Genomic DNA, 24,464 nt, shown 5'->3' on the forward strand with positions numbered 1-24,464 from the left:
AATCTCGATTCACAGGAATCGCGTTAGGGATTTTATCGACAAAAATCCGTGCGATCCAAAATGCGAAGCATCAAAATCCGTGCAATCCGTGTAAATCCGTGAATCTGTGGCAAAAAAACCGGACGAAGTCCGCGGCAACGATTGGCGACAAAGCGCATGTGAATTGGAAATGGAATCTGAATTGATTGCGCAGCGAAAAAGAAAACCTACAAGGTTGAAAAAAACCTTGCAGGTTTGGTCGAGAATAAAAATCTCGATTCACAGGAATCGCGTTAGGGATTTGAGGCGTTATCCTTTTCAAGGGCGGCGAAGCAAGCCCGTAAAGATTAAGCCGGAAGCCCGGCGCCGCACGGGTTTGAATCGGAGGCGGGAGTTGTTTCGGCGCAACGCCCAAAATAAATCCCAAATTGAAAATCCCAAATTCCAAATTCCATCCGAACTCTATGGATAACATCGTTGCGATCTGCAAATCTGACAATCAGAAATGCCAAACCTCCCAAAACGCGTTTTAATAAAATTTTAAATAATCGCTCGCGTTAAAATGATAGTTTTGCGAAAAATAACTCTAACAAGTATTGCAATGAAAAAAATGATTTCTTTAAAAAATCTCTTTTTGGCCATTTTCGCCTCGGCGGCTTTGGTTTCATGCGGAGACGACGACAACGGTAGCGGCACGGGCCGAACCAATCTGGCTGAAACCCTGAACTCGAACGGTTTTACGACTTTCAAAGCCGCTGCAGATTTGGCCGGCGTTGGCGAAAGGCTCACGGGCTCGACAAAATTCACTGTGCTCGCGCCTTCCAATTCAGCTTTTGACCAATTTCTTTTGGAAAGTGGCTATTCGAGTATCGACGCGGTTCCGGCTGCTTTGCTTCGCGAGGTTGTCCTGAACCACTTCATTTCTGGCGATGTCGACGGACAGGCGCTCGTTACAGGTTACAAAAAAACGCAGGCAAAAGGTTCGGCATCGACTACCTCGACGTTGAGCGTTTTCATCAATAACGACGGATCGACGATTAAGCTCAACGGCGTTTCTACTATAACGACTGCCGATCTTCGCGCCTCTAACGGAAGAATCCACATTGTAGACAGGGTTGTTCCTATGCCTAGCGTTTACACCCACATTCAGGCCAATCCGGCGTTTTCTTCTTTTGCGGCCGCCTTGCAGACGTATTCGTCGGCTCAATTTGCCCAGACGTTGTCAGGCAACGGACCTCAGTCGCCTTACACCGTTGTCGTTCCAACCAACGAAGGAATGAACAATATCCTGAACACGCTTGATGTCGACAATTATTCGGATATCCCTGAAGCGAATCTGACGAAAGTCCTGAATTACCACATCTTGAGCACGGCCAAACTTTACAGCGTTATCACGGACGGACCGTACGCGACACTTGCCGGACAGAATTTCACCGTCCAAAATACCGGAGGCGGAAAGAAAATCACCGACACACAGGCCCGCGTGGCAAATTTTACGGGAACGACCACGAGAGACATCATCGCTTCGAACGGCGTGATCCACGTCATCGATAACGGGTTGTTGCCCGGGTTGTAATTTTCCGGAAATCTTCCAAACTTAAAGCTTCCTTAATCGGAGGCTTTTTTTTGTATTGGATTGGCGGATTTTTGGATCTGTGGATTGTCAGATTTGCGGATTGGCGGAATTGTTCGTGATCCGCGGAAGCGATTAGGCACAACTTCGGATGGAGTAGTTAAGAAACTCAAGCTCTCATAACCTGTCATCTCAAACCTGAATGCTCAAATTGGAATTTGTCCGTTTATTTTCGGACCGCCTGACAAACCACAAACCATCCAAAAACAAAAAAGCTTCCACGATCGGGAAGCTTTTTCTGTATAATGGAAAATCTTATTTCTTTTTGTTCTGCTTTTGGGCTTCGGCTTGCTCCATCAATTCCTGCATACGCTTTTGGAACTTGCCTTGTGTTTTGGGCTTTTTCTTGTTTTCCTGGATTTGCAGGTGGATTTTCTGTTCGTCCACGACGTAGCGTTTGATCACGACCATGATTGCGATCGTCACCAAGTTGGAAATAAAGTTGTACAAAGAAAGACCCGAACCGTAATTGTTGAAGAACAACAACATCATCAGCGGTGAAAGGTAGATCATGATTTTCATCACCTTGCTCATATCCGGCATGCCTTCTTGCGGCGGTTGTGCCATCGCCTGGTCGCCCGAGGTGAGTTTCATGTAGAAGAAGATCGCCACGGCGGCAAAAATCGGGAACAAGCTTACGTGGTCGCCATAAACCGGAATCCTGAACGGCAATTTGGCCACTTCATCGAAAGACGAAAGGTCTTTTGCCCAAAGGAAACTCTTCTGGCGCAATTCGATCGCCGACGGGAAAAACTGGAAAGACGCATAAACGAAAGGCAACTGGATCAAAGCCGGAATACAGCCCGCAAGCGGATTCACACCAGCTTTGTTGTATAACGCCATCGTTTCCTGCTGGCGCTTCATCGGATCTTTGCTCAACTTCTCGTTGATTTCGGTGATTTCCGGACGCAACACTCGCATTTTCGCCTGTGAAAGGAACGATCTGTAAGTGATTGGCGACATGGCCAATTTTATCAGAAGCGTAAACAGGATGATCGCAATTCCGTAAGGGATGATCGATCCGAGGAATCCGAACAAAGGCACGAAAATGAGTTTGTTGATCCATCCGAAAATGCCCCAGCCAAGTGGAATGATCTCATCGAGATTTCTGTCGTAAGAAGACAAAAGTTTGTAATCGGCCGGACCGTAATACCAATTCATCTTGTAGTCGAGCTCGCCCGCGCTGTTGAAGGCCAAAGGCGCTTTCATGCGGAACTGCTTGGTGAAGACCGTATCGATTTTCTCGTCATCGACCAAATTCTGCGATTCGAAATCAACCGACTTCAATGGCGTTTTGGTCAACAGGATCGAAGTGAAAAAGTGTTGCTTGAACGCGGCATACGTCACGTCTTCAATCGTTTCCTTTTCATCTTTTCCTTGCGAGAGATAACTGTCTTTTCCGCCGTCGTGTTCGTAGACGATTTCGGCGTAACGGTTTTCGTAGGATACGCTCTTCTCATTTCTGAAAGTCTTCAAATCCCAGTGCAAATCGACCGGTTTCGAGGTATTCAGCACTTTGGCCAAACCTTGCGAACGGATGTCGAAATCGAGCATGTAATCGTTCGGTTTCAGCACATAACGATATTCCAGATACTGCTCCGGACCTGATTTTAGGCGCAAAGTCAAAACCTGGCTGTCGCCGATTTTTGTAACAGTCGGTTCAAAGAACAGATTTTTGGTATCGAGCACGCGATTGTCAGAAGTGTGCAATTGCAGATTCAGGCTCGCGTTGTTCTTGTTGACCAATTCCACGAGTTGTCCCGAACCTTTGCTGAAGCGTTCGTATTGCTTGAGAACGGCTTCTTTCAAGTAGCCGCCTTTGTTCGAGATGACGAGTTTTATCAGGTCGTTTTCGAGTGTGGTCGTGGCATCTTTTGCCGTAGGAAGCGTTGCCGAATAAGCGAAACTGCCCAAAGTGCCTTTCAAAGCGGCGATCTTGGCAGAATCGTTCGCGACCGTATCGAGTGCGACTTCATCGGCTTTGGCCATCTTGGCCTCGTTGACCTTTTTGGCTTTTTCTACTTGTTCCTGTTTTGCTTTTTCCGCTTTCTTTTCTTCCTCAGATGGCGATTGATAGAACATCCAGGCGAAAATCCCGAAGAGCAGCACGAAGCCGATCATCGAACTCAGGTTAAACTTTTTTTCTTCCATTTGCAATGCGATGCACTGAACGTGCGGGTTTTACTTCTGTTTTGCTTTGACGGTCGCCTCGACGAATGCCACGAAAAGCGGATGCGGGTTTGCGACTGTACTTTTGTATTCCGGGTGATATTGTACTCCGATAAAAAACGGGTGCGTCGGCAATTCGACGATTTCGACCAAACCGGTATCCGGATTGATTCCAGACGATTTGAGTCCGGCGTTCTGCAACGAATCTGCATATTCGCCATTGTATTCGTAACGGTGACGGTGACGTTCCTCGATCTGGGCTTTTCCGTAGATCATGCGCGCCAAAGTGTTGTCCTTGATATCGCATTTCCACGAGCCAAGACGCATCGTTCCGCCTTTGTCGGTGATCGTTTTTTGCTCTTCCATCAAATCGATGACGGGATTTGCCGTGCCTTCGTTCATTTCGGTCGAATTGGAATCTTTCAATCCCAGGACATTTCTCGAGTATTCGATGACCGACATCTGCATCCCGAGACAAATTCCCAAAAACGGGACATTGTTTTCACGCGCATAGCGAACGGCTTCGATCTTTCCTTCGATGCCGCGTTCCCCAAAGCCAGGCGCGACCAAAAGTCCGTCGAGGTCTTTGAATTTTTCGGAAACCGATTGCGAATCGATGTGCTCGGAATGTACCGAAACGACGTTCACCTTGGTTTCGTTGGCGGCTCCGGCGTGGATGAACGCCTCGAGGATCGATTTGTAAGAATCCTGCAATTCCACATATTTTCCGATAAGGCCGATGTTCACGACGTGCTTCGGATTTTTCAATCGGTGCAGGAAAACGTTCCAATTCGTCAAATCGGGTGTGTTTTTCTTCGGAAGGTTCAATTTTTTGAGGGCTACGACGTCGAGTCCTTCCTGAAGCATCAGGGCTGGGACTTCGTAAATCGTCGAAGCATCGATGGATTGGATTACAGAATCACGGCTCACATTACAGAAAGACGCCATTTTCTGACGCAATTCGTCGGACAACTCGTGCTCTGTTCTGCAAACCAGAATATCGGCCTTGATTCCGCTTTCCATCAAAGTCTTTACCGAGTGTTGCGTCGGTTTGGTCTTCAATTCTCCGGCCGCGGCCAAATAAGGAACCAAAGTCAAATGCACCACGAGACTGTTGCTTTCGCCCAAATCCCAAATCAACTGGCGCACCGATTCTATGTAAGGAAGCGACTCGATATCACCCACCGTTCCTCCGATTTCGGTGATCACGATGTCATAATTGCCTGAATTCCCAAGCAACTGCATGCGTTCCTTGATTTCATTGGTGATGTGAGGCACGACCTGGACCGTCTTACCCAAAAACTCGCCACGTCTCTCCTTTTCGATGACCGAAAGGTAAACGCGACCCGTCGTGACGTTGTTCGCCTGAGAAGTCGGAACGTTCAGGAAGCGCTCGTAGTGGCCAAGATCGAGATCGGTTTCGGCTCCGTCATCGGTCACATAACATTCTCCGTGCTCGTAAGGATTCAAGGTTCCCGGATCGACATTGATATAAGGATCAAACTTCTGGATCGTGGTCCTGTAGCCTCTGGCCTGCAATAATTTTGCGAGCGACGCCGCGATGATCCCTTTTCCAAGGGAAGACGTCACACCGCCGGTAACAAAAATATATTTCGTTTGGTTCATAAATAGTTGGGTAGCTGTGTTGTGTGTTGCGTTCTATAAAAAACGGGGCAAAAATACGATTATAAATCGAGATTCAGCAGTTGGCAATTCACAATTCCATCCAAAAGTCAAGGCTTTCTGTAACGCGACCGCAATTCGCGCAAAATCGATTCCATGCCGTTGAGTTTGAGTTCGTACACCTCGAGAATCTGGCGTCCTAAAAGTCCTTGTGGCAAGCGGTTGTTCTTGAGCCAGATCACGTAATATTCGGGTAGGTCAACAAGAAAACGCCCCTCGTATTTACCGAAGGGCATTTTAGCGTGTGCCAATTTAAGGAGTTGTTCTCTCGGGTCGAAGTCCAATCTTATGGGTTTTGGTTTCCGATTTCGTTCATCTCCGATCCGTTGCCTTCGCCTTTTGGATTCAGGCCATATTCGTTCTCGCCGAACTGGCTTTCGCCGAAAAGAAGCACCAGATTGTAAAACGGGATCAATTGCCACCAACCGCTGTTTCCGCGGTCGTGGCATCTCTTGGCGCCTTGTGCAATTATGAACCACGCCAATGGGACAAATATCAGCAGATACAAAATAGACCCGACTCCGGTTGGCGTTCCCGACAACATTCCGGTAAAAAATGCCAATGGAAAATAGACCACCAGATAAAGCAAAAAACTAAGCCCGAATTCGAGTCTTCGAATACGACCTTCAAAAGAAAAAGGATTCTTGAACATAAATGTGATTGGTATTGGTTGTGGGGCAATTTAGGGAAATGCCCGATGAATAAATGTTCAAACGCCTCAAAAGTTTTCAACTCACCAAGTGAACGTGACGACTTTCTCGATATCGGGATGCAAACTCAGGTAAACCGGACAAGTCATGGCCGTGCGTTCAAGAATCGTCCTGGTCTTTTCATCCGGAGAAATGCCCATGTCGAAATGCACCTCGATCTTCGAGATTCTTCTCGGTTCGGCTTGCATGTGCTTTGTTACCGCTGCTTTCGCTCCCGTGAAATCGACTTCCATTGTCCTGGCCTTGATTCCCATTACAGTAAGCATGCAACTTGCCAAGGCGTTCGCCACGGTATCGGTTGGAGAAAAAGCTTCTCCTTTTCCGTTGTTGTCGACGGGCGCATCCGAAATGATTTCACTTCCCGATTGTATATGCACGGACGATGTTCTCAAATCGCCCAGATAAGTCACTTTTGATGTCATTATTCTACTTCTTTTACGCTAAGATCTTCGTTGTATTGCAAGATGTAAATGCCTTTGTTGACGAAGCCGCCTTCCTTGGCGCCATAGTCGAATTTCGATTCTACCTGTTCGGTTTTTTGTTCGGCTGCAGATTCGGCGAAAGTCTTGCCTTGCGACAGGCGCAACAAAGTATCGAAAGTCACGTCGAAACCTCTCGTGGCAAATTGATTCGGGAACACGCGGTTTTTCTCCTTATACGAATTGCGGAAATTTTGTGCCGCGGGCGAATCGTTATCTCTCGTCATCGACGGATAAAGCAATTTCAACACCGTAAGCCGTTTCATCGAAATCTCCTCGAAATCGAGCGTGTCGTTCGGTTCGAGAATCACGATCTGGATCTTGTAATTGCTCACTTCGGCCAAAAGCAAATTCGTCGTTCCTAAAATCATTCCCGTTTTTTCGGTGTCGAGTACAATGTAATTCTGTTGGTCTTTCGACAGCAGCGCGCGCAACTTATCGGCCGGAACCGAACCTGACGCGTCGACTTCGGCAAGCTTTACGCCTTGATAGCCGCTTTGCGAAATGAGTTCTTTGGTCGAATTCCTTTTCGGATCGCTTACGATGATCACATTCGCACCTTTCGAAGTCAGGAAATCGAGCATCATTTTTTTGGTATATTGCTCCGATGGCATCGCCTGATACAAATTGCCGAACTTCTTGCCGGCTTCTTTTGAAAGCGGAGAAATAACCGCGACATTCGAGGCAGTCAGTTCCTCGGCGGCTCTTTCGGCGTGTTGTTGGTAAAACGGCCCGATCACGGCATCGGCATTCTTGATGTCCTTGGATTTTATCAGATCGACAACTTTCGACGAAGCCTTGCTTTCCTCTGAATCAAAAATCTTCACATCGACGTTCAATCCCAATGTTTTGGCCGAATCGATTGCCATGAGCGCACCCGAATAAAAATCGAGCGTCATGTTCAGGAACGAATCTTTCTTGAGTTTTTCAGCCGATGCTTTCGTCGTATCGGCACTGATTTTCATAGCGTTGAACGGAAGCAAAAGCACGAGTTTCCTGCGGTCGCCGCCTTTCGCGACTTTGGTCAGGTCGGTGTAATCTTTTCTGGCCTCGACCTCGATCGTGCCTTTGCCCGGAACTTTGAGGATCATTCCCGTTTTGACCCCGTCTTTCAATGTCGGATTCAATTCCAAAAGTTGTTCTTCGGATACATTGAACGATTTGGCCAGCCCAAAAAGCGTTTCTCCGGCTTTGACCTCATAATTCGCATAACCCGCTTTTCCCGTTTTTTTGACGACTTCGGTCTCGACTTTTCCGGGAACGACAATTTCCTGCACTCGCGGTTTCGGACGCTCGACAACTCTTTCGGTCGTCGTCGGAGTGCCTTTGATCTGCAACGTCGCGCCGGTTTGCAATCCAGAAGCTATCGACGGATTCTGTTTTTCGAGATCGGCTACCGAAATGTTGTATTTCTTGGCAATCGAGTATTTGGTTTCTCCGGCCAAAACGATGTGAGAGTCGGCTGTTGGCGCAGGCGTTTTGTTTTCGGACGGTTTTGCTTCCGATGGAATTTCGTGTTTCACATCGACAGTTCCGCCCGGAATGGATACGATCTGACCCGCTTTGAGTCCGTCTTTGACCATATCGGCATTGACTTTCTCGAGATCTTTCACATTTACGTCATACTTTCTCGCAATCGCGTAAAAAGTCTCGCCTTGTTCGACCAGATGCGTTCGCGGTTTGGCTTGTGGCTTGCTTCCCAAAACTTTCTTCGGAATCAGCAAAACGTCGTTTTCCTTGACGCCATTTTGGGCATCGGGATTCAATCGGATAATATCGAATGGCGTGACGCTGTACTTTTTTGCGATCTGGGTGACCGTTTCAGATTTGGCCACCTTGTGTTTCACATAATCCTGTGCCGAGGCGAAAAGTGAGACAAAAGCGAAAAACAATAAAAAAAAGTACTTCATGATTTGCATTGTTGGTTGTGTAAATCGTCTGGAATCACTGGGTGATTTTCAGGACTTGTCCCGGTTGCAGCCCTTTTTTGGCCACTTTCGGATTCTGTTGTTTGATAACGTCGACCGCCACGTTATATTTTCTGGCGATGCCGAACAAAGTCTCGCCTGATTGAACGGTGTGCGTGACAGGTTCGCCAGACGGCGTTGCATTTTCCGTGCCAGTGTTTTCGGTCGCAGCCGATTTCGGACTTTCGAAAGCCGCATTCTCGTTCGATGGAACGACACCGCCGCTCGCCGGAATCTTTATGGTTTCGTCTGCTCTGAGACCGCGTTTGCCCACTTTCGGATTCGCCTCTTTTATCGATTTTACCGAAACATTGTACCGTTCGGCCAGACCCGACAAAGTTTCGCCCGAAGCGACTTTGTGCGATAAGGTCGATCCGCCCGAAGACGATTCCACCTCGTCCATCGCCTTTTCGACATCGGTCACAGATTGCTGATAGGTGCTTTTATCTGGCTTGCTTTGCGGCACGACCTCGTTTTGCACGGTTTCCGCGACAGCGCTTTCCGTCTGGGTTTGCTTGACAGATTCCTCCTTCACGGGAACCGGGATCTTGAGGACCATGCCTTCTTTGATGCCGTCTACCGCGAATTTGTTCATTCTGTAGATTTCGGACGGAGGCACGAGATACTTTTTGGAAAGCATTCTCACCGACTCGCCCATCATCACCTGATGATTGACGATTCGTACTTCCTGTCCTTCGGTTGCTTCTTGAGAGAAAAGATTCGGGGCGATCGTTAGTAGTAAAATCAGAATTACTTTTCTCATGTGCATTCGGGTTAGATTATTCCCATTCTATCGTGGCCGGCGGTTTGGAACTGATATCGTATACGACGCGGTTCACGCCTTTGACCTTATTGATGATGTCATTGGATACTTTCATCAGGAATTCGTAAGGCAGATGCACCCAGTCGGCTGTCATTCCGTCTGTCGATTCCACGGCGCGAAGGGCGACTACTTTTTCGTAGGTTCTCTCGTCTCCCATTACGCCGACGCTGTCTACCGGAAGCAAAATCGCTCCCGCTTGCCAGACTTTATCATACAAGCCCCAAGACTTCAGACCGTCTATGAAAACGGCATCAACTTCCTGCAAGATACGAACTTTTTCCTTCGTGATATCGCCTAAAATCCTGATGGACAAGCCCGGACCAGGAAAAGGATGACGTCCCAAAAGTTCAGCATCGATGCCCAAAGATTTGCCCACGCGTCTCACTTCGTCCTTGAACAACATGCGAAGCGGCTCGACGATCTTGAGTTTCATGAAATCGGGCAAACCACCAACGTTGTGGTGCGATTTGATCGTCGCCGACGGACCTTTCACCGAAACCGATTCGATCACGTCCGGATAAATCGTGCCCTGCGCCAACCATTTTACGTCGGTTAGCAAATGTGCTTCGTCGTCGAAAACCTCGATGAACACACGTCCGATGGCCTTTCTTTTGGTCTCGGGATCGGAAATGCCTTCGAGCTGGCCCAAAAACCTGTCGCCGGCATCGACGCCTTTCACGTTCAATCCCATGTCTTTATATTGATCGAGAACGCTTTCGAATTCGTTCTTTCGCAACAATCCGTTGTTTACGAAAATGCAGTAAAGGTTGTCTCCGATGGCTTTGTTCAGCAGAACCGCGGCAACAGTCGAATCGACGCCGCCCGACAATCCCAAAACAACCTTGTCGTTCCCGATTTTGGTTTTGAGCTCGGTCACGATTTCCTCGACGAACGCGTTCGGAGTGAAGTTTTGCGGCACTTCGGCGATTTTCACGAGGAAATTCTCGAGCATTTTCTTTCCGTCGGTCGAGTGATAGACTTCGGGATGGAATTGGATCGCGTAGGTCGTCTCGCCTTCGATTCGGTATGCCGCGTTTTCCACGTCATGTGTACTCGCGAGCTTAACTCCGTTGGTCGGCAATTTCTTGATCGTGTCGGAATGTGACATCCAGACCTGTGAATTTCCGGGAACATCCGCAAAGAAATCCTCCTCCTCTTTTATATAGGACAAATTCGCCCTGCCATATTCGCGAGTGCTCGAAGCACCCACTTCCCCACCGTCGAAATGCGCCAGATATTGTGCTCCGTAACAAACGGCGAGCAAAGGCATTTTTCCGCGGATTTGAGACAGATCAGGATGCGGCGCGTCATCGGCACGTGTCGAAAAAGGACTGCCCGACAAAATCACGGCTTTGTAGCTCGATAAGTCTTCAGGAAAATGGTTGTAAGGGAAAATTTCGCAAAAGATGTTCAGTTCGCGAACGCGGCGCGCAATAAGTTGTGTGTATTGCGATCCGAAGTCAAGGATAAGGACGTTGTGTTGCATGCGCAAAAATAATTCAACATATTGGATTGGGAAACCCTGCGCCCAAATTTTTCTTAACAGTTGCAAAACACCGGCGAAATGGCACGATTATGCGTTATAATTGCAGTATGAAAACAGTCTTCGCCCAATTTCTCGCCTTGATTTCCTACGTCGGATTCGCCCAAAACAGCCCGACCGTCTTTACTTCGAAGGAATTCGGATGGACGATTTCACTTCCGTCGGACTACAAAAAAATGCATACCGACCAACCCGACATGATCGTCGCCTACGAAAAAGACGCTTCGAACAACATCCAGGCTTATTGGGAAGATTTCGACGAATCGAAAGACGGCAATTACGTCGAGGCGTTGCGAGCGGTCAAAAAAGACGTGACCGAAGCCGCAAACGAGCAACTTCCGGGTTCGTCCACGACGGTCGAGACTTCGGAGACGTTCAGCGGGAAAAAATTCGCGGTTTTCACGTCCAAAGTCGTGCTCGACGCTTCTTTTTCGGCCAATACCGTGACTTTCGCCCGCGTTTTCAAAAAGAAAGCCGTGAGCATAAACGTGACTTATTCGGATGAAGCCGAAGGAAAAAAGTTGCTTGAAGCCGTGCGGAAATCGGTTTTCAAATGATTCCGAATTTGCTTTCAAAAGACGGAATCGCCGAATATCACGGACAAGTGATCCCGAATCCCGACGGTTTTTTCAACGCGCTCCTGACGGAAATCGACTGGAAAAACGACGAGGTGATGCTGTTCGGAAAACGCATCGTCACCAAACGAAAAACTGCGTGGTACGGCGAAAAACCGTTCGCTTACACCTATTCCAAAATCACGAGAATCGCTTTGCCTTTCACGCATGAATTGCTTGAAATCAAGGATTTGGTCGAGGAACTATCGGGCGAAACCTACAATTCCTGTTTACTGAATTTATATCACGACGGATCGGAAAGCATGGGTTGGCACAGCGACGACGAAACAGAAATCGAACGGTTTTCGGCAATCGCATCGATAAGTCTGGGAGCCGAACGCAACTTTTCGTTCAAACACAAAATCGACAAAACCACCGAATCGATTGCGCTTGAAAACGGAAGCCTGTTGGTAATGAAAGGCGAAATCCAGCAAAAATGGCTGCACGCGATCCCGAAATCCGCAAAGGTCAAAACCGCGAGGATCAATTTGACTTTTCGGAAGTTGATAGGGAATTGAGTTTTTGGATTTTGGGATTTGGTTCCGATAGCTATCGGGATGGAATTTGGAATTTGGAATTTGGAATTTAAAAAGAGCGTTTCCAACCTTACCAACAACAATCCGTTAATAAAAAACACTAAATCTCGATTTTGCCCGTTTAAAAAAAGTGCATTTTTGCTCAAGACAAATTAAAACCGATATATTTCTATGCAATTCCTGACTTTACTGCTCCAAGATCCGCAACCGGTACAAGACACCATCGCGAACGCGCAAAATGCCGCCGGCACCGCTACTGTAGCCGTAACAGAGAACGTTTCTTACCTCGATTTCGTGCTGAAAGGCGGAATCATGATCTACCCGCTTATCCTTTTGCTTTTCTTTTGCATCTACGTGATCATCGAACGCGCCATGACAATCAGAAAATTGGGCAAGCAGGACGCCAATCTCATGAGCGAGGTCAAAGCCCAATTGCGCGCCGGACGCATCGACAACGCTTTGATGTTGTGCAGCCGCGACGGCAATTCGACAGCGACGATCCTCAAAGCCGGAATCCAGACGATAGGTCGCCCGATTTCCGAAATCGAATCGGCCATGGAAAAAACCGCGAACATCGAGATCGCCAAAATGGAAAAAGGCCTCGGTTATCTGGGACTTATTTCAGGTGTGGCGCCAATTCTGGGATTTATCGGAACGATTGCCGGAGTCATCAAGATCTTCCACTCGATCTCGACCACGGGTAATTTGAACATACAGACCATTTCGGGCGGACTTTACGAGAAAATGATCTCGTCCGGCGCCGGACTTGTCGTTGGTGTCGTGGCTTACGCAGGTTATCACCTTTACAATATGGTCATCGACGGATTCACGGTAAAAGCCGAAGCCCAAACCCTTGAAATCATCAACGTAATCCAGTCTCCAGATGGCAATTAAAAGAAAAAGACGTTTTCATCCCGAGTTGTTCTCGGCCTCGATGAGCGACATCATGTTCTTTTTGTTCCTGTTTTTCCTCATCATCTCGACGCTGGCCAACCCGAACGTGATCAAATTGACGCTTCCGAAAGCCGAATCGACCGAAACGACGAAAAAGGATCACCTGACATTGTCGGTCACGCCTGAAAAACAATATTTCCTGAACAAGGAAAACATTCCGTTCGACCAGCTTGAAATGGAAATCGCCCAAAGAGTGCAAACCACGGGCGACAAAAATGTGGTCGTGAGAATCCCGGCCGATCTGATGGTTCAGGATTTGGTCGACTTGATGCAGATCGGAGTGCGACTCAAACTCAACTTCGTAATCGCGACGGCCAAGAACTGATGCTCAAAAACGCGCTTCTCGTCGCTTTAGGTGGCGCTGTCGGAAGCGTGTTGCGCTATTTTACGGCAATTTTCGCAAGCCGCTATTTTACCTCGATTTTTCCTTGGGCGACTTTGGCGACGAACGTCATCGGTTGCTTTCTTATAGGATTTTTCCTGGGACAACTCCAAAAGAACGGACTCGTCGATTCAGGCTACAAGTGGTTTCTGGTCACGGGATTTTGCGGCGGTTACACGACGTTTTCGACATTCGGCCACGAGAACGTCACTTTGCTGCAAAACGGCAACAACGGCCTGGCGCTGCTTTACATCGGTTCGAGTGTAATCGTCGGTCTGGCTGCTGTCTGGTTTGGACTTTACCTTTCGAATTTTAACGATTAGAAGCCAAAACCCGCTGCCCGCTTTTAGCTTTCTTCAAAAGGAAAAGGTTTGCAGCCAAAACCCGCGAGCTTCCTTCGGTCGCTGCGGCTTTCGGGCAAACCAGATTCCTTTTGCGCGAAAGGCTGACCGCTTGCATCGGGGCTAGACATCGGTTTCCAAAATTGCACGCGCGCCTCTTACGACAAAATAGCGGCTTCCAACAATGATTCGCGCATTCAAAAAGTCTATCAATTGCGATTGCGGCAAAACATATAAACCTACAAGGTTGAAAAAACCTTGCAGGTTAGCCCGCAACCAATAAAAACCGGTTCAAAGGCTATTTGGCAAGAATCCGTGCGATCCAAAAATGTAAAGCATTAAATCTGTGCGATCCGTGAAAATCCTTGCACCTGTGGCAAAAAACCGTACGAAGTCCAAGACAAAAATCAGACACAACGACTAATTCGTGAATTCGTGGTTAAAATCAATTGAAGTATAAGACACCGGAATTTCGAGATTGCGCACAAAAACAAAACCTATAAAGTTGAAAAAACCTTGCAGGTTAGCCCGCAACCAATAAAAACCAGTTCAAAGGCTATTTGGCAAGAATCCGTGCGATCCAAAAATGTAAAGCGTTAAATCTGTGCGATCCGTGAAAATCCTTGCACCTGTGGCAAAATAAACCGGACGAAGTCCAAGACAAAAATCAGACACAACGAATAATTCGTGAATTCGTGGTTAAAATCAATTAAAATATAAGACACCGAAATTTCGAGATCACGCTCAAAAAACATAACCTACAAGGTTGGCAAAACCTTGCAGGTTAGCCCGCAACCAATAAAAACCAGTTCAAAGGCTATTTTGCAAGAATCCGTGCGATCCGAAATGCGAAGCGTTAAAATCCTTGCATTGCCTCCGGCCAGTTCGCGTTGCTCGGGTCGTGGCAGAAAAAACCGACGAAGTCTGTGGCGAAGAAAACAAGCGCATATTTTCGAAGCCACGAATTCACGAATCAGCGCTATAAACCTCTGAAAATCCCAAAAATAAAAACGTAAAATCCCGTTCACAATGAATTCCCAAAACACCGTTCTAATTCTGAAAAAACTGTAAATTCGCAACCTATGAACGAACGCGATTTTCAGGAAATCAACGCCTTGCTGGCCACGCCCAAAAACATAGTGATAATCCCGCACCGCGGCCCAGACGGAGACGCCATGGGATCAAACCTCGCGCTGTATCACTTTCTCGTGAAACTGGGCCAAAACCCAACTGTCGTCTCTCCAAACGAATTCCCTGATTTTCTGGCTTGGCTACCGGCTTCGGAAACCGTTCGCGTCTTCGAGAAAGACAAGGAATCGGTCACGGAAATCCTCGAAAAAGCAGAAATCGTGTTCACGCTCGATTTCAACGCTTTGCACAGAACAGGCGAAATGGAACACACTTTGGCGCGTCTGAACGCTTTGTTCATCATGATCGACCATCACCAAAAACCCGACGGTTACGCCAAATACACCTTCTCGAACACGGCCTACGGTTCGACTTGCGAAATGATTTACGATTTCATCGAAGGTCTCGGTAAGAAAGATTTGCTTGACAAAACCATAGCGACGTGCATTTATTGCGGTATCATGACAGATTCGGGCTCTTTCCGATTTCCGTCCACGACCAGCAAAACCCACAGGATTGTGGCTGACCTGATTGACCTTGGCGTCGAAAACGGTTACATCCACAACGCGGTTTACGACAGCTCGACTTACAACAGTCTGCAGTTGTTGGGACGCGCTTTGCAGAATCTCAAGATCGTTCCTTCCAAAAAAACCAGCTATTCGAAACTTTCGGCTCTTGAGCTGGACGAATTTGGCTACACAAAAGGCGACACGGAAGGCGTCGTAAACTACGGCCTCAGCCTCAAAGGAATAGAATTCACGGCACTTTTTATCGAACATAAAGACGAGAACATCATCAAAATCTCGTTCCGTTCCAAAGGCACTTTCGACGTGAACCAATTCGCGAGAAACCACTTCAACGGTGGCGGCCACATCAACGCCGCGGGCGGAAAGTCTTTCGCTTCGTTAGACGAGACCGTTCACAAATTCGAAGGCCTGATTTCCCAAATATCCATCTGACATCATGAAAAAACACCACATAGCATTGCTGCTTCTCCTGTCGGTTTTTGCCGCTTGCTGCAGCCAACAACAGGCCAGACGCCCAATCTCGAATTCTTCGGGTACGTTCATGAAGGAATCGGCCGAACGCAACAAAAAACTGATTGCCGGAGAAGAGGACAAAATCGACTCCATCATAAAAAGCGAACCGAACAGCAAATATGTCGGGTCGAAAAAGGGCTATTGGTATACTTATGTCAAACAAAGCACAACGACAGATACGATCCATCCCAAAAAAGGCGACATCGCGTTCTTCAAGTACGAGCTCAAAGACCTCGATGGAAATGTGATCTACTCCGAACTCGAATTGCGTCCGCAAGAATACCACGTCGACAAGGAGCAAAAAATCATGATGGGATTGCGCCACGGCATCAAACTCATGAAAAAGGACGAAACCGTAAAATTCCTTTTCCCGTCGCACATGGCTTACGGCTATCACGGCGACAACAGACGCATCGGCCACAACCAACCCGTGATTTGCACGGTGACTTTGACCGATATCAAACCTGAAAACCAAACGACTACCGAATAAATGAAAAAAATGTTCCTCGCTTTGTTTGCGATGACCTTGACACTGACTTCGTGCAAGGATGAAAAAAGCGACCTTTCCGACGGGCTTTACGCCGAAATCACTACCAACAAAGGAAAAATCCTGTGTGAACTCGAATATCAGAAAACGCCTGTAACGGTGGCCAACTTCGTGTCTCTGGCCGAAGGAAAAAACCCGTTCTGCTCTGACGAATTCAAGGGAAAACCATTCTACGACGGACTCAAGTTCCATCGTGTCGTGCAGCAATTCATGATTCAGGGCGGCGATCCGCTAGGAAACGGAAGCGGCGGACCGGGCTACAAATTCGCAGATGAATTCACAGATTTGTCACACGACCGCGCCGGAACGCTTTCGATGGCGAACGCCGGACCGGGCACGAACGGCAGCCAATTCTTCATCACGCACGGACCGCGCGAGAACCTCGACGGACTGCACACCGTTTTCGGATACGTGATCACGGGACAGGAAGTCGTGGATTCGATCGCTATCGGTGACGATATCGAACACGTCAAAATCATCAGGGTTGGCGAAGCGGCCAAGCGTTTCGATGCCGCGAAAACGTTCAGCGATTATTTCGGGAAACAGCTCGAAAGCCAAAAAGCCCAATCGCAGCAAGAGGAAGAGTTCCAAAAACAATACACCGAAAAATTCAAGCCCGCGATCGACGCGAAGCTCGCCGAGTTCGCCAAAGCGCGTGAGCACGCCAAGAAATTGCCTTCGGGCGTTGAAGTCGCCATCGTCAAAAAAAGCAGTGGCGAAAAACCCAAAGACGGCGCAATGGCATTGATGAACTATGCCGGATTTCTCGAAAACGGACTGCTGTTCGACTCGAACATCATGAAAATCTCCCAGGATTTCGGGAAGTACGACCAGGTTCGCGAACAACGCGGCGGTTATCTTCCGGCGCGATTCGTTTACGGACCGCAAGGCCAACTGATTCCGGGATTCAAGGAAGCGACGTCGCAAATGTCTTACGGCGACCGCGCGCTGGTCTACATTCCGGCGGCCATGGGCTACGGAGCAGCCGGAGCCGGTGGCGTGATTCCTCCTAACGCGAATTTGCTCTTTGAGATTGAAATCCTCAAATTTGAACCGAATAAATCCGAAACAAAATAATTCCATAAAAAACCAAGAAATGAAACTGAAAGCGATGCTTTTCCTGTGTTTGTCGATCGCGACGATGCAGGCCCAAAACAAACCGGCTCCGGTAAAACCGACGGCCAAAAAAGCGGCGGCGACCAAAACCGCTTCGTCAGATGAAGGGATTTTCGCCGAAATCGAGACCAACAAAGGAAAAATCCTGTTGCAACTCGAATTTCAAAAAACGCCAATTACGGTAGCGAATTTCGTGTCGTTGGCCGAAGGAAACAACCCGATGGTAGCCGAGAAATACAAAGGCAAAAAGTTTTACGACGGCCTCAAATTTCACCGCGTGATCCCGGATTTCATGATTCAGGGCGGCGATCCGCTTGGAAACGGAAGCGGCGATCCGGGTTACAAATTCAAGGACGAGATCGTGTCTGACCTAAAACACGTCGGACCCGGAATCTTGTCGATGGCCAACTCCGGACCGGAAACCAACGGTAGCCAGTTTTTCATCACACACAAGGAAACGCCTTGGCTCAACGGAAAACACACGGTTTTCGGACACGTAGTTTCGGGCCAGAATGTCGTGAACGCGATCGCTCAGGAAGACGTGATCCAGAAAGTGACGATCATCCGCAAAGGAAAAGAGGCCAAAAAATTCGATGCAGCCAAGATTTTCGGCTCTTATTTTGCTGAAAAAGATGCGGCCAAAATCAAGAAAAAAGCCTTTTTGGACGGACTTCGCAACACAGCGACGACTTCTGAAACAGGTCTGCAATACAAAATCATCAAAAACGGAACAGGCGTAAAACCAGCCGACGGCACTGAAGTTGGCGTTTCCTACGCCGGTTATCTCGAAGACGGCTCGCTTTTCGATACGAATTTCGAAGCCATCGCAAGAGAATACGGAAAATACGATGCGACCCGCGCCAGCCAAAAAGGTTACGACCCGTTTCCTTTCACGGCCGGAAGCAAGTCCGGATTGATTCCGGGCTTTATCGAAGCACTTGAGAAAATGGGCTTCGGCGACAGACTGATCGCTTTTATCCCGGCGAAATTGGGTTATGGCGAAAGAGGTGCCGGCGGTGTCATTCCTCCAAACGCGAATATCATTTTCGAGATTGAAATGACAGAGAAAAAGCAGTAAACTTTTTTGCATATAAATAAAAAATCCGGTCAATTGGCCGGATTTTTTGTTTGGGATCGTATTTAAATTCGTGAATTCGTGGCTAATTATTTTACGGATTGCGGACATCAAATTTTTGGCTGACCGAGTAACTGCGCATTAATTCGCATCCAGCTCACTTAAAAGCCCATTCCACTTCATCCTTATCGTTGAAAACCGCGCCCATTTCCACCTTGGCGATCTGTGCGAATTCTTCCTGCAAAATCAGCCAATTCGCTTCGTTGAAATGGTTCGTGGCCAGGTCGAAACGCTCGGTTTCCCAAGTCTTGAAAGCTTTCGGAAGTTCCGATTTCACGGCTTCGGCGGTTTGCCCAATGATCGGTTTTCCGAAAAGTAAAACTTCCGGATTCGACGAAATGATGTAGCCGAAACGGAAACCTTCATCCTCGTAAAAAGTCAGCCGAAGCTTTAGTGAATCGTAGACGCAAATCTCGTTTCCGTCGTCGTCCTTGAATTGCAGATTCGATTTTCCGATCAATTTCTCGACGTCGGCTTGCTTCATTCCGAACAACAAATTCGCTATGCCTTTTTTGGGATTGAGTTCCATTGGATTTTTTTTTGCAAATATACGTCCCGAATTTTAAGCAGATGCAGCAAAACACCGCGCTTTTTCCATCAGAAATCGTCCTTACAAGATTCGCGAACAAAAACAACCACTCGAACTACAAGCTCCGAAGACTTTTACCTGCTGACTATATTCGAAAAAGCCCCAGTTTCATCGCGAGCAACAAATAGCAGCTCCTACCCGAGTCGTGATTCGAGATTCGGCTTGACCGACGAAAACCATTCGCCTTTCAAAATACTGAGCACGATGCTGTCGCGCCTCGTTCCGTCGGTTCTGAATTGATGGCTTCTGAGTATTCCTTCGACTTGGCAACCTATACTTTTCATGGCCGCGATACTTCTTTCGTTGGACGCATCCGCGCGGAATTCCACTCTTTCCATGCCAAGATTTTCGAACGCGAATCGCAGCAGCAGGAATTTGCAGTGTTTGTTCAAACCGCTTCCTTGGAATTCTTTTCCGTACCAAGTATAGCCAAGCTGAAGCGATTTCTGGGCGAAATTGATGTCGTAAAAACGCGTGCTTCCCGCAAATTTCCCAGCCGATTTGTCAAAGACGACAAACGGGAATTCCATTTCTTTTTCCTTGGCGGATAAAGCCGTGGCAATGTAATTCGCGAGATTTTCGCGTCCGCCGCCGGCTTGGATCAACGAGTATTTCCAAATTTCCGGCTCGTTTTCCGACAGATAAAGCAAGTTTTCCACATCTGCCGAAACCATCGGACGCAACAAAACCCGATCATCTTCCAACGCAAAAGCATCGGAACCAAAAAAATCCAAAAAATCAGTGTGTGAAGTCATTTTCCAAAGATAACCAACAGCATTACTGACGCAAAATCGTTTTTCTGATTTGAAGCAGTGGAATTCGACAACGCTTACCGAAAACGATGTAATCTGTAACGATGAATATAACCGTTATTTTGATGATCCGCTTAGCGACAATTCCTAACAATTTGATTTCGTGACAATTATTTAACATAAAATCAAAAACCAATTGTTGACTTATGCCGTACAAAATATAAAGCACTCATTCGTTTAACAAAAACAACAACATTCATGAAACAACTTTTCACTCTGCGAAATTACATTTCGGCGGCGATCCTGCTCTTCGGGATTTCCAATCTACAGGCTCAAATCGTGAGCAACAACAACGATTCCGGAGCAGGCAGTTTGCGCCAGATCGTAAACAATGCCTCGGCTGGCGCGATCATTACGGTTTTGCCGGGAATCACGAACATCACACTTACCTCGGGCGAGATCACGATCGACAAAAACCTCACAATTACCGGAAACGGATTGGTCAACACACGTGTAAACGGAAATGCCAACGGCCGCATTTTCAACATCACCGCCGGAAACGTCATCATTAACGACATCGATCTTTTCAACGGTCAAGCCGATAATGGAGGCGCAGTTTACATAGCGAACGCAAATTTGGTTCTGAATGCGTCGCGGGTCACCAACAACGTCGCAAACGGAGCGTCGGGCAGCGGCGGCGGAATTTACGTCGGAATTGGAGCCAATCTCGCGGTCAGCAACTCGATCATCCGTGAAAACCGCGCCAATCGCGCCGGCGGAGGAATCGAAACCACGGCCGGAACGAACCTGTTGCTGAACAATGTAACCTTGGCACAAAACAACGCCGGAGTCGCACCCGCGACAGCCGCACCCGGAAATGGCGGCGGACTTCACATCACGGGCAACGGCACAGCACAGATAAACTCGTCCACGGTCGAAAACAATACCGCGGCAGCAGAAGGCGGCGGACTTTGGAACGGAACCGGAACGATGACGATAAACGGGACGACAATCAACGGAAACATCGCATCCGGCATTGCGGCAGACAACGGCGGAGGTGGAATCTACAACCTCAATGCGGGAACTGTCACGATCGAAGATTCGTTCATCACGAACAATTCGGCAAACGGAACGGCCGGAAGCGGTGGCGGAATCCTAAATGATGTCGGATCGACTTTGACGGTAACCGACACACAAATTTCCGGAAACACCTCAAATCGCGCAGGCGGCGGAATCGAAAGCAACGCAGGAAATGTAACATTGAACGGCGTTTTGCTCAACAACAATACGACAAACACAGCTCCAGGAAATGGAGGCGGACTTCACGTGACCGGAGCCGGAACAACCAACATCAACCAAGGCACGGTAAACCTGAACAACGCTGGCTCGGAAGGCGGCGGACTTTGGAATGGAACCGGAACGATGACGATCAACGGAACGACAATCAACGGAAACATCGCATCTGGCATCGCGGCTGACAATGGCGGAGGCGGAATCTACAACCTCAACGCAGGAACACTCGTAATCGTCGACGCGGAAATCACCAACAACCAAGCCAACGGAACATCCGGAAGCGGCGGCGGAATCCTCAACGACGTTGGAGCGACAGCCACGATTACCGATACCGAAATCTCGGGAAACACTTCAAATCGCGCAGGCGGAGGAATCGAAAACAACGCCGGAACCGTTTCCCTTACGAACGTTTGGTTGACCGATAACACGACGAATACGAATCCCGGAAATGGCGGCGGACTTCACGTAACGGCAGCCGGAACGACCAACATCACTGACGGAATCGTAAGTTTCAACTACGCAGGAGCAGAAGGCGGCGGACTTTGGAACGGAACCGGAACAATGACGATCAACGGAACGACAATCAGCTCGAACGTAGCGGCCGGAGCCGGTGCAGACCAAGGCGGAGGCGGAATCTACAATCTCAACGCCGGAATCCTGATCATAAACGACGCAGTGATTTCCCAAAACCAGGCAACCGGAACTCTTGGAAGCGGAGGCGGAATTCTCAACGATGTCGGGTCGCAATTGACGATAACCGACACTCAAATCACCCAAAATACGGCAATCCGTGCGGGCGGCGGTATCGAGGACAACTCGCTTACAAGCACGATCAATCTTACTAACGTGAACCTTATCGGAAATTCAGTGAGCGGACCTCCGGGCAACGGCGGCGCATTGCACATCACCGGAGCAGGAAGTCTCAATATGACGGGCGGATCGGTCAACGACAACACGGCTTCACTCGAAGGCGGCGGACTTTGGAACGGCTCGGGAACGATGACGGTAACCGATGTTTCTTTCGACGGAAATATTTCGACTGGCGCTGCCGCGGACGACGGCGGAGGAGCGATCTTCAACACGGCCGGAACGCTTACGGTAAACAATTCGACGTTTGCCAATAACGACGCTACCGGAACAAGCGGAAGCGGAGGCGCGATTTTCAGCCTTGCCGGAACGGTCACGATCGTCGATTCTTCTTTCGAAACGAATTCGGCCAACAGAGCCGGAGGAGCGATTGAAGTCGTAGCCGGAACGCTTACGGTAAACGGATCGGAGTTCAACAACAACGACGTTGACGGAGGCGCCGGAACGCCAAATCCCGGAAACGGCGGCGCATTGCACATCACCGGCGTAACCACGGCAACTTTTACCAACTGTGAAATTCTGGGCAACGATGCGAGACGCGAAGGCGGCGGACTTTGGAACCAGACCGGAAGCACGCTTACGGTAACGAACTGTACGATCGACGCAAACACGGCCAGCGGACCCGATGCCATCCACGGAGGCGGCGGAATTTTCAACAACGGCGGAACTTTGTTCGTGAATTCATCGACGGTTTCGAACAATGTTTCAGATGGTGCTTTGGGCAACGGTGGCGGTCTGCACGTAAAATCGGGAACGGCAACGATCGTGACTTCGACTTTCTCCGGAAACTCATCGGCCAACAATGGCGGCGGACTTTACAACAATGCGGCGCTGAACGTGAACGCGCTTACCGTGGCGGACAATTCCGCGACAGCGAACGGCGGCGGATTTTACAACAACAGCGCGACATCGGTAACTATCAAAAACACATTGGTGGCCACGAATACTGCAGCTTCGGGCGATGACGTTTGGGGCGCTTCGGGAAGTTTCACCTCATCGGGCTATAACTTCATCGGATTCGACGACGCCAATATTTTCACGACGACCACGGGCGATATCGAAGGCACGACAACGGCACTTGATCCGCTTTTGGGCGCATTGACAGACAACGGAGCCGGTGTTTTCACGCACGCTTTGCTTTCCGGAAGTCCGGCTTACAACGCAGGTTCGCCTGACGACAATTTTGTGGACCAACTCGGATTCGCCGTTTTTGGAGGAATCCGCGACATCGGATCGGTTGAAGCCCAAACGCAATTGTCGGTTCAGCAAGTCACTTTTGAAGGCGGACGCAAAAGTCGCATCTACCCTAACCCGTCAAACGGAATCGTCACCATTGACTTGTCTACGGCTTACGAACAGGGCGTGAATGCGCGATTGATAGACATCGCATCGGGTAAAATCGTGAAGGAATTCAGTGTGAACGCGAATTCATCCGAAGTAAACCTCAGCGGCCAAGCGACGGGAATTTACATGTTGCAATTGCAATCGAATACTTTTACCGAACATCACAAACTCGTGCTTACGCAATAAATCATATTATTTGCTAGTGTTAGTGGAAAGCGGTCTCGAAAGGGATCGCTTTTTTTTTGCGGGAAATTGAAAGTCAGACGCAAACCTACGTTTAACATTTTTTACAGATTTTCTGTAATTGGGCTAGCTCGAAATTTTGTCGGGTTAACACCAGCCCCTTCCCTGAAGGTAAGATCGGAATTTGCGAAATACGTCGGTTACAGAAAATCTGTAGTTTTTGTTAAAATTGTCAAAGGCACACCAATAGCCCCAAATCCAACCGCAGATTGATAAACCTACGTTTAACATTTTTTACAGATTTTCTGTAATTGAGCTATTCCAAATTTTTGTAGGGATAAACACCAGCCCCTTCCCTGAAGGTAAGATCGGAATTTGCGAAATACGTCGGTTACAGAAAATCTGTAGTTTTTGTTAAAAGTTGCCAAACGCAAACCAACAACCTAAATCCAGCCGCAAATCGATAAACCTACCTTTAACATTTTTTACAGATTTTCTGTAATTGGGCTATTCCAAAATTTCGTAGGGATAAACACCAGCCCTTTCCCTGAAGGTAAGATCGGAATTTGCGAAATACGTCGGTTACAGAAAATCTGTAGTTTTTGTTAAAAGTTGCCAAACGCAAACCAACAACCCAAATCCAACAGCAAACCGACA

21 protein-coding genes are annotated in these 24,464 nt (G+C 48.3%); 11 read left to right on the forward strand and 10 right to left on the reverse strand.

The genetic code is table 11. The features are described from left to right. Window positions 1-589 precede the first annotated feature (589 nt). Window positions 590-1,555 (forward strand): fasciclin domain-containing protein, encoded by a 966-nt coding sequence (locus EOO49_RS16095; protein WP_290847555.1) that lies wholly within the window; start codon window positions 590-592, stop codon window positions 1,553-1,555. A gap of 312 nt (window positions 1,556-1,867) precedes the next feature. Here EOO49_RS16095 and yidC read toward each other — a convergent pair whose 3' ends face one another. The 8 genes from yidC to guaA all read right to left on the reverse strand — a co-directional run bounded on the left by yidC (window position 1,868) and on the right by guaA (window position 10,929). Beyond that, window positions 1,868-3,763, reverse strand: coding sequence for a membrane protein insertase YidC (yidC, locus tag EOO49_RS16100; protein WP_290847556.1), 1,896 nt, complete (start codon window positions 3,761-3,763; stop codon window positions 1,868-1,870). A 30-nt stretch (window positions 3,764-3,793) separates the two neighbouring features. Then, a complete protein-coding gene (locus EOO49_RS16105; RefSeq protein ID WP_290847558.1) occupies window positions 3,794-5,407 on the reverse strand; it encodes a CTP synthase in 1,614 nt (537 codons plus the stop codon). A gap of 107 nt (window positions 5,408-5,514) precedes the next feature. Then, window positions 5,515-5,748 carry a DUF3820 family protein gene (locus EOO49_RS16110; protein ID WP_290847560.1) on the reverse strand — a complete coding sequence of 78 codons (234 nt, stop codon included), beginning with the start codon at window positions 5,746-5,748 and terminating at the stop codon, window positions 5,515-5,517. Between the two features lie 2 nt (window positions 5,749-5,750). After that, window positions 5,751-6,116: a DUF805 domain-containing protein gene (locus tag EOO49_RS16115; protein ID WP_290847562.1), complete on the reverse strand. Its 366-nt coding sequence runs from the start codon at window positions 6,114-6,116 to the stop codon at window positions 5,751-5,753. Window positions 6,117-6,197: 81 nt separating this feature from the next. After that, window positions 6,198-6,596 (reverse strand): OsmC family protein, encoded by a 399-nt coding sequence (locus EOO49_RS16120; protein WP_290847563.1) that lies wholly within the window; start codon window positions 6,594-6,596, stop codon window positions 6,198-6,200. Beyond that, window positions 6,596-8,563, reverse strand: a complete 1,968-nt coding sequence (locus EOO49_RS16125; protein WP_290847565.1) for a LysM peptidoglycan-binding domain-containing protein — start codon at window positions 8,561-8,563, stop codon at window positions 6,596-6,598. Before EOO49_RS16125 ends, EOO49_RS16120 begins: the two co-directional genes overlap by 1 nt. A 34-nt stretch (window positions 8,564-8,597) precedes the next feature. Continuing rightward, window positions 8,598-9,383 (reverse strand): LysM peptidoglycan-binding domain-containing protein, encoded by a 786-nt coding sequence (locus EOO49_RS16130; RefSeq protein WP_290847567.1) that lies wholly within the window; start codon window positions 9,381-9,383, stop codon window positions 8,598-8,600. A 16-nt stretch (window positions 9,384-9,399) separates the two neighbouring features. After that, window positions 9,400-10,929, reverse strand: a complete 1,530-nt coding sequence (guaA, locus tag EOO49_RS16135) for a glutamine-hydrolyzing GMP synthase (RefSeq protein ID WP_290847569.1) — start codon at window positions 10,927-10,929, stop codon at window positions 9,400-9,402. A gap of 107 nt (window positions 10,930-11,036) precedes the next feature. Here guaA and EOO49_RS16140 point away from each other — a divergent pair, with 107 nt between their 5' ends. From EOO49_RS16140 to EOO49_RS16180, 9 genes are all read left to right on the forward strand, one after another. Next, window positions 11,037-11,543, forward strand: a complete 507-nt coding sequence (locus EOO49_RS16140) for a hypothetical protein (RefSeq protein WP_290847571.1) — start codon at window positions 11,037-11,039, stop codon at window positions 11,541-11,543. After that, window positions 11,540-12,118 (forward strand): alpha-ketoglutarate-dependent dioxygenase AlkB, encoded by a 579-nt coding sequence (locus tag EOO49_RS16145; RefSeq protein WP_290847573.1) that lies wholly within the window; start codon window positions 11,540-11,542, stop codon window positions 12,116-12,118. The genes EOO49_RS16140 and EOO49_RS16145 overlap by 4 nt, the downstream gene beginning before the upstream one ends. A gap of 189 nt (window positions 12,119-12,307) precedes the next feature. Continuing rightward, a complete protein-coding gene (locus EOO49_RS16150) occupies window positions 12,308-13,030 on the forward strand; it encodes a MotA/TolQ/ExbB proton channel family protein (protein WP_290847575.1) in 723 nt (240 codons plus the stop codon). Beyond that, entirely contained in the window at window positions 13,020-13,415 is a 396-nt protein-coding gene (locus tag EOO49_RS16155) for a biopolymer transporter ExbD (RefSeq protein WP_290847577.1), read from the forward strand. Before EOO49_RS16150 ends, EOO49_RS16155 begins: the two co-directional genes overlap by 11 nt. Then, complete coding sequence (gene crcB, locus EOO49_RS16160; protein WP_290847579.1) at window positions 13,415-13,795, forward strand: fluoride efflux transporter CrcB; 381 nt, start codon at window positions 13,415-13,417, stop codon at window positions 13,793-13,795. Before EOO49_RS16155 ends, crcB begins: the two co-directional genes overlap by 1 nt. Before the next feature lie 1,100 nt (window positions 13,796-14,895). Next, the gene (locus tag EOO49_RS16165) at window positions 14,896-15,900 is read left to right on the forward strand and encodes a bifunctional oligoribonuclease/PAP phosphatase NrnA (protein ID WP_290847581.1); all 1,005 of its coding nucleotides are present in this window, start codon (window positions 14,896-14,898) and stop codon (window positions 15,898-15,900) included. 4 nt (window positions 15,901-15,904) lie between these two features. Beyond that, window positions 15,905-16,471 (forward strand): gliding motility-associated peptidyl-prolyl isomerase GldI, encoded by a 567-nt coding sequence (gldI, locus tag EOO49_RS16170; RefSeq protein WP_290847583.1) that lies wholly within the window; start codon window positions 15,905-15,907, stop codon window positions 16,469-16,471. Next, complete coding sequence (locus EOO49_RS16175) at window positions 16,472-17,605, forward strand: peptidylprolyl isomerase (RefSeq protein ID WP_290847585.1); 1,134 nt, start codon at window positions 16,472-16,474, stop codon at window positions 17,603-17,605. It abuts the gene before it with no gap. 19 nt (window positions 17,606-17,624) lie between these two features. Next, window positions 17,625-18,722, forward strand: coding sequence for a peptidylprolyl isomerase (locus EOO49_RS16180; RefSeq protein ID WP_290847587.1), 1,098 nt, complete (start codon window positions 17,625-17,627; stop codon window positions 18,720-18,722). Between the two features lie 154 nt (window positions 18,723-18,876). On the opposite strand, the gene EOO49_RS16185 is transcribed toward EOO49_RS16180, so the two are convergent. Both EOO49_RS16185 and EOO49_RS16190 read right to left on the reverse strand, forming a co-directional pair. Beyond that, a complete protein-coding gene (locus EOO49_RS16185) occupies window positions 18,877-19,308 on the reverse strand; it encodes a hypothetical protein (RefSeq protein ID WP_290847589.1) in 432 nt (143 codons plus the stop codon). 194 nt (window positions 19,309-19,502) lie between these two features. Further along, window positions 19,503-20,123, reverse strand: a complete 621-nt coding sequence (locus tag EOO49_RS16190; RefSeq protein WP_290847591.1) for a GNAT family protein — start codon at window positions 20,121-20,123, stop codon at window positions 19,503-19,505. A 255-nt stretch (window positions 20,124-20,378) separates the two neighbouring features. Between EOO49_RS16190 and EOO49_RS16195 the strand changes: the two genes are divergently transcribed. Then, window positions 20,379-23,810 (forward strand): choice-of-anchor Q domain-containing protein, encoded by a 3,432-nt coding sequence (locus EOO49_RS16195; RefSeq protein WP_290847593.1) that lies wholly within the window; start codon window positions 20,379-20,381, stop codon window positions 23,808-23,810. Window positions 23,811-24,464: the final 654 nt, after the last annotated feature.

Source organism: Flavobacterium sp. (assembly GCF_004295795.1).
Lineage (GTDB): Bacteria > Bacteroidota > Bacteroidia > Flavobacteriales > Flavobacteriaceae > Flavobacterium.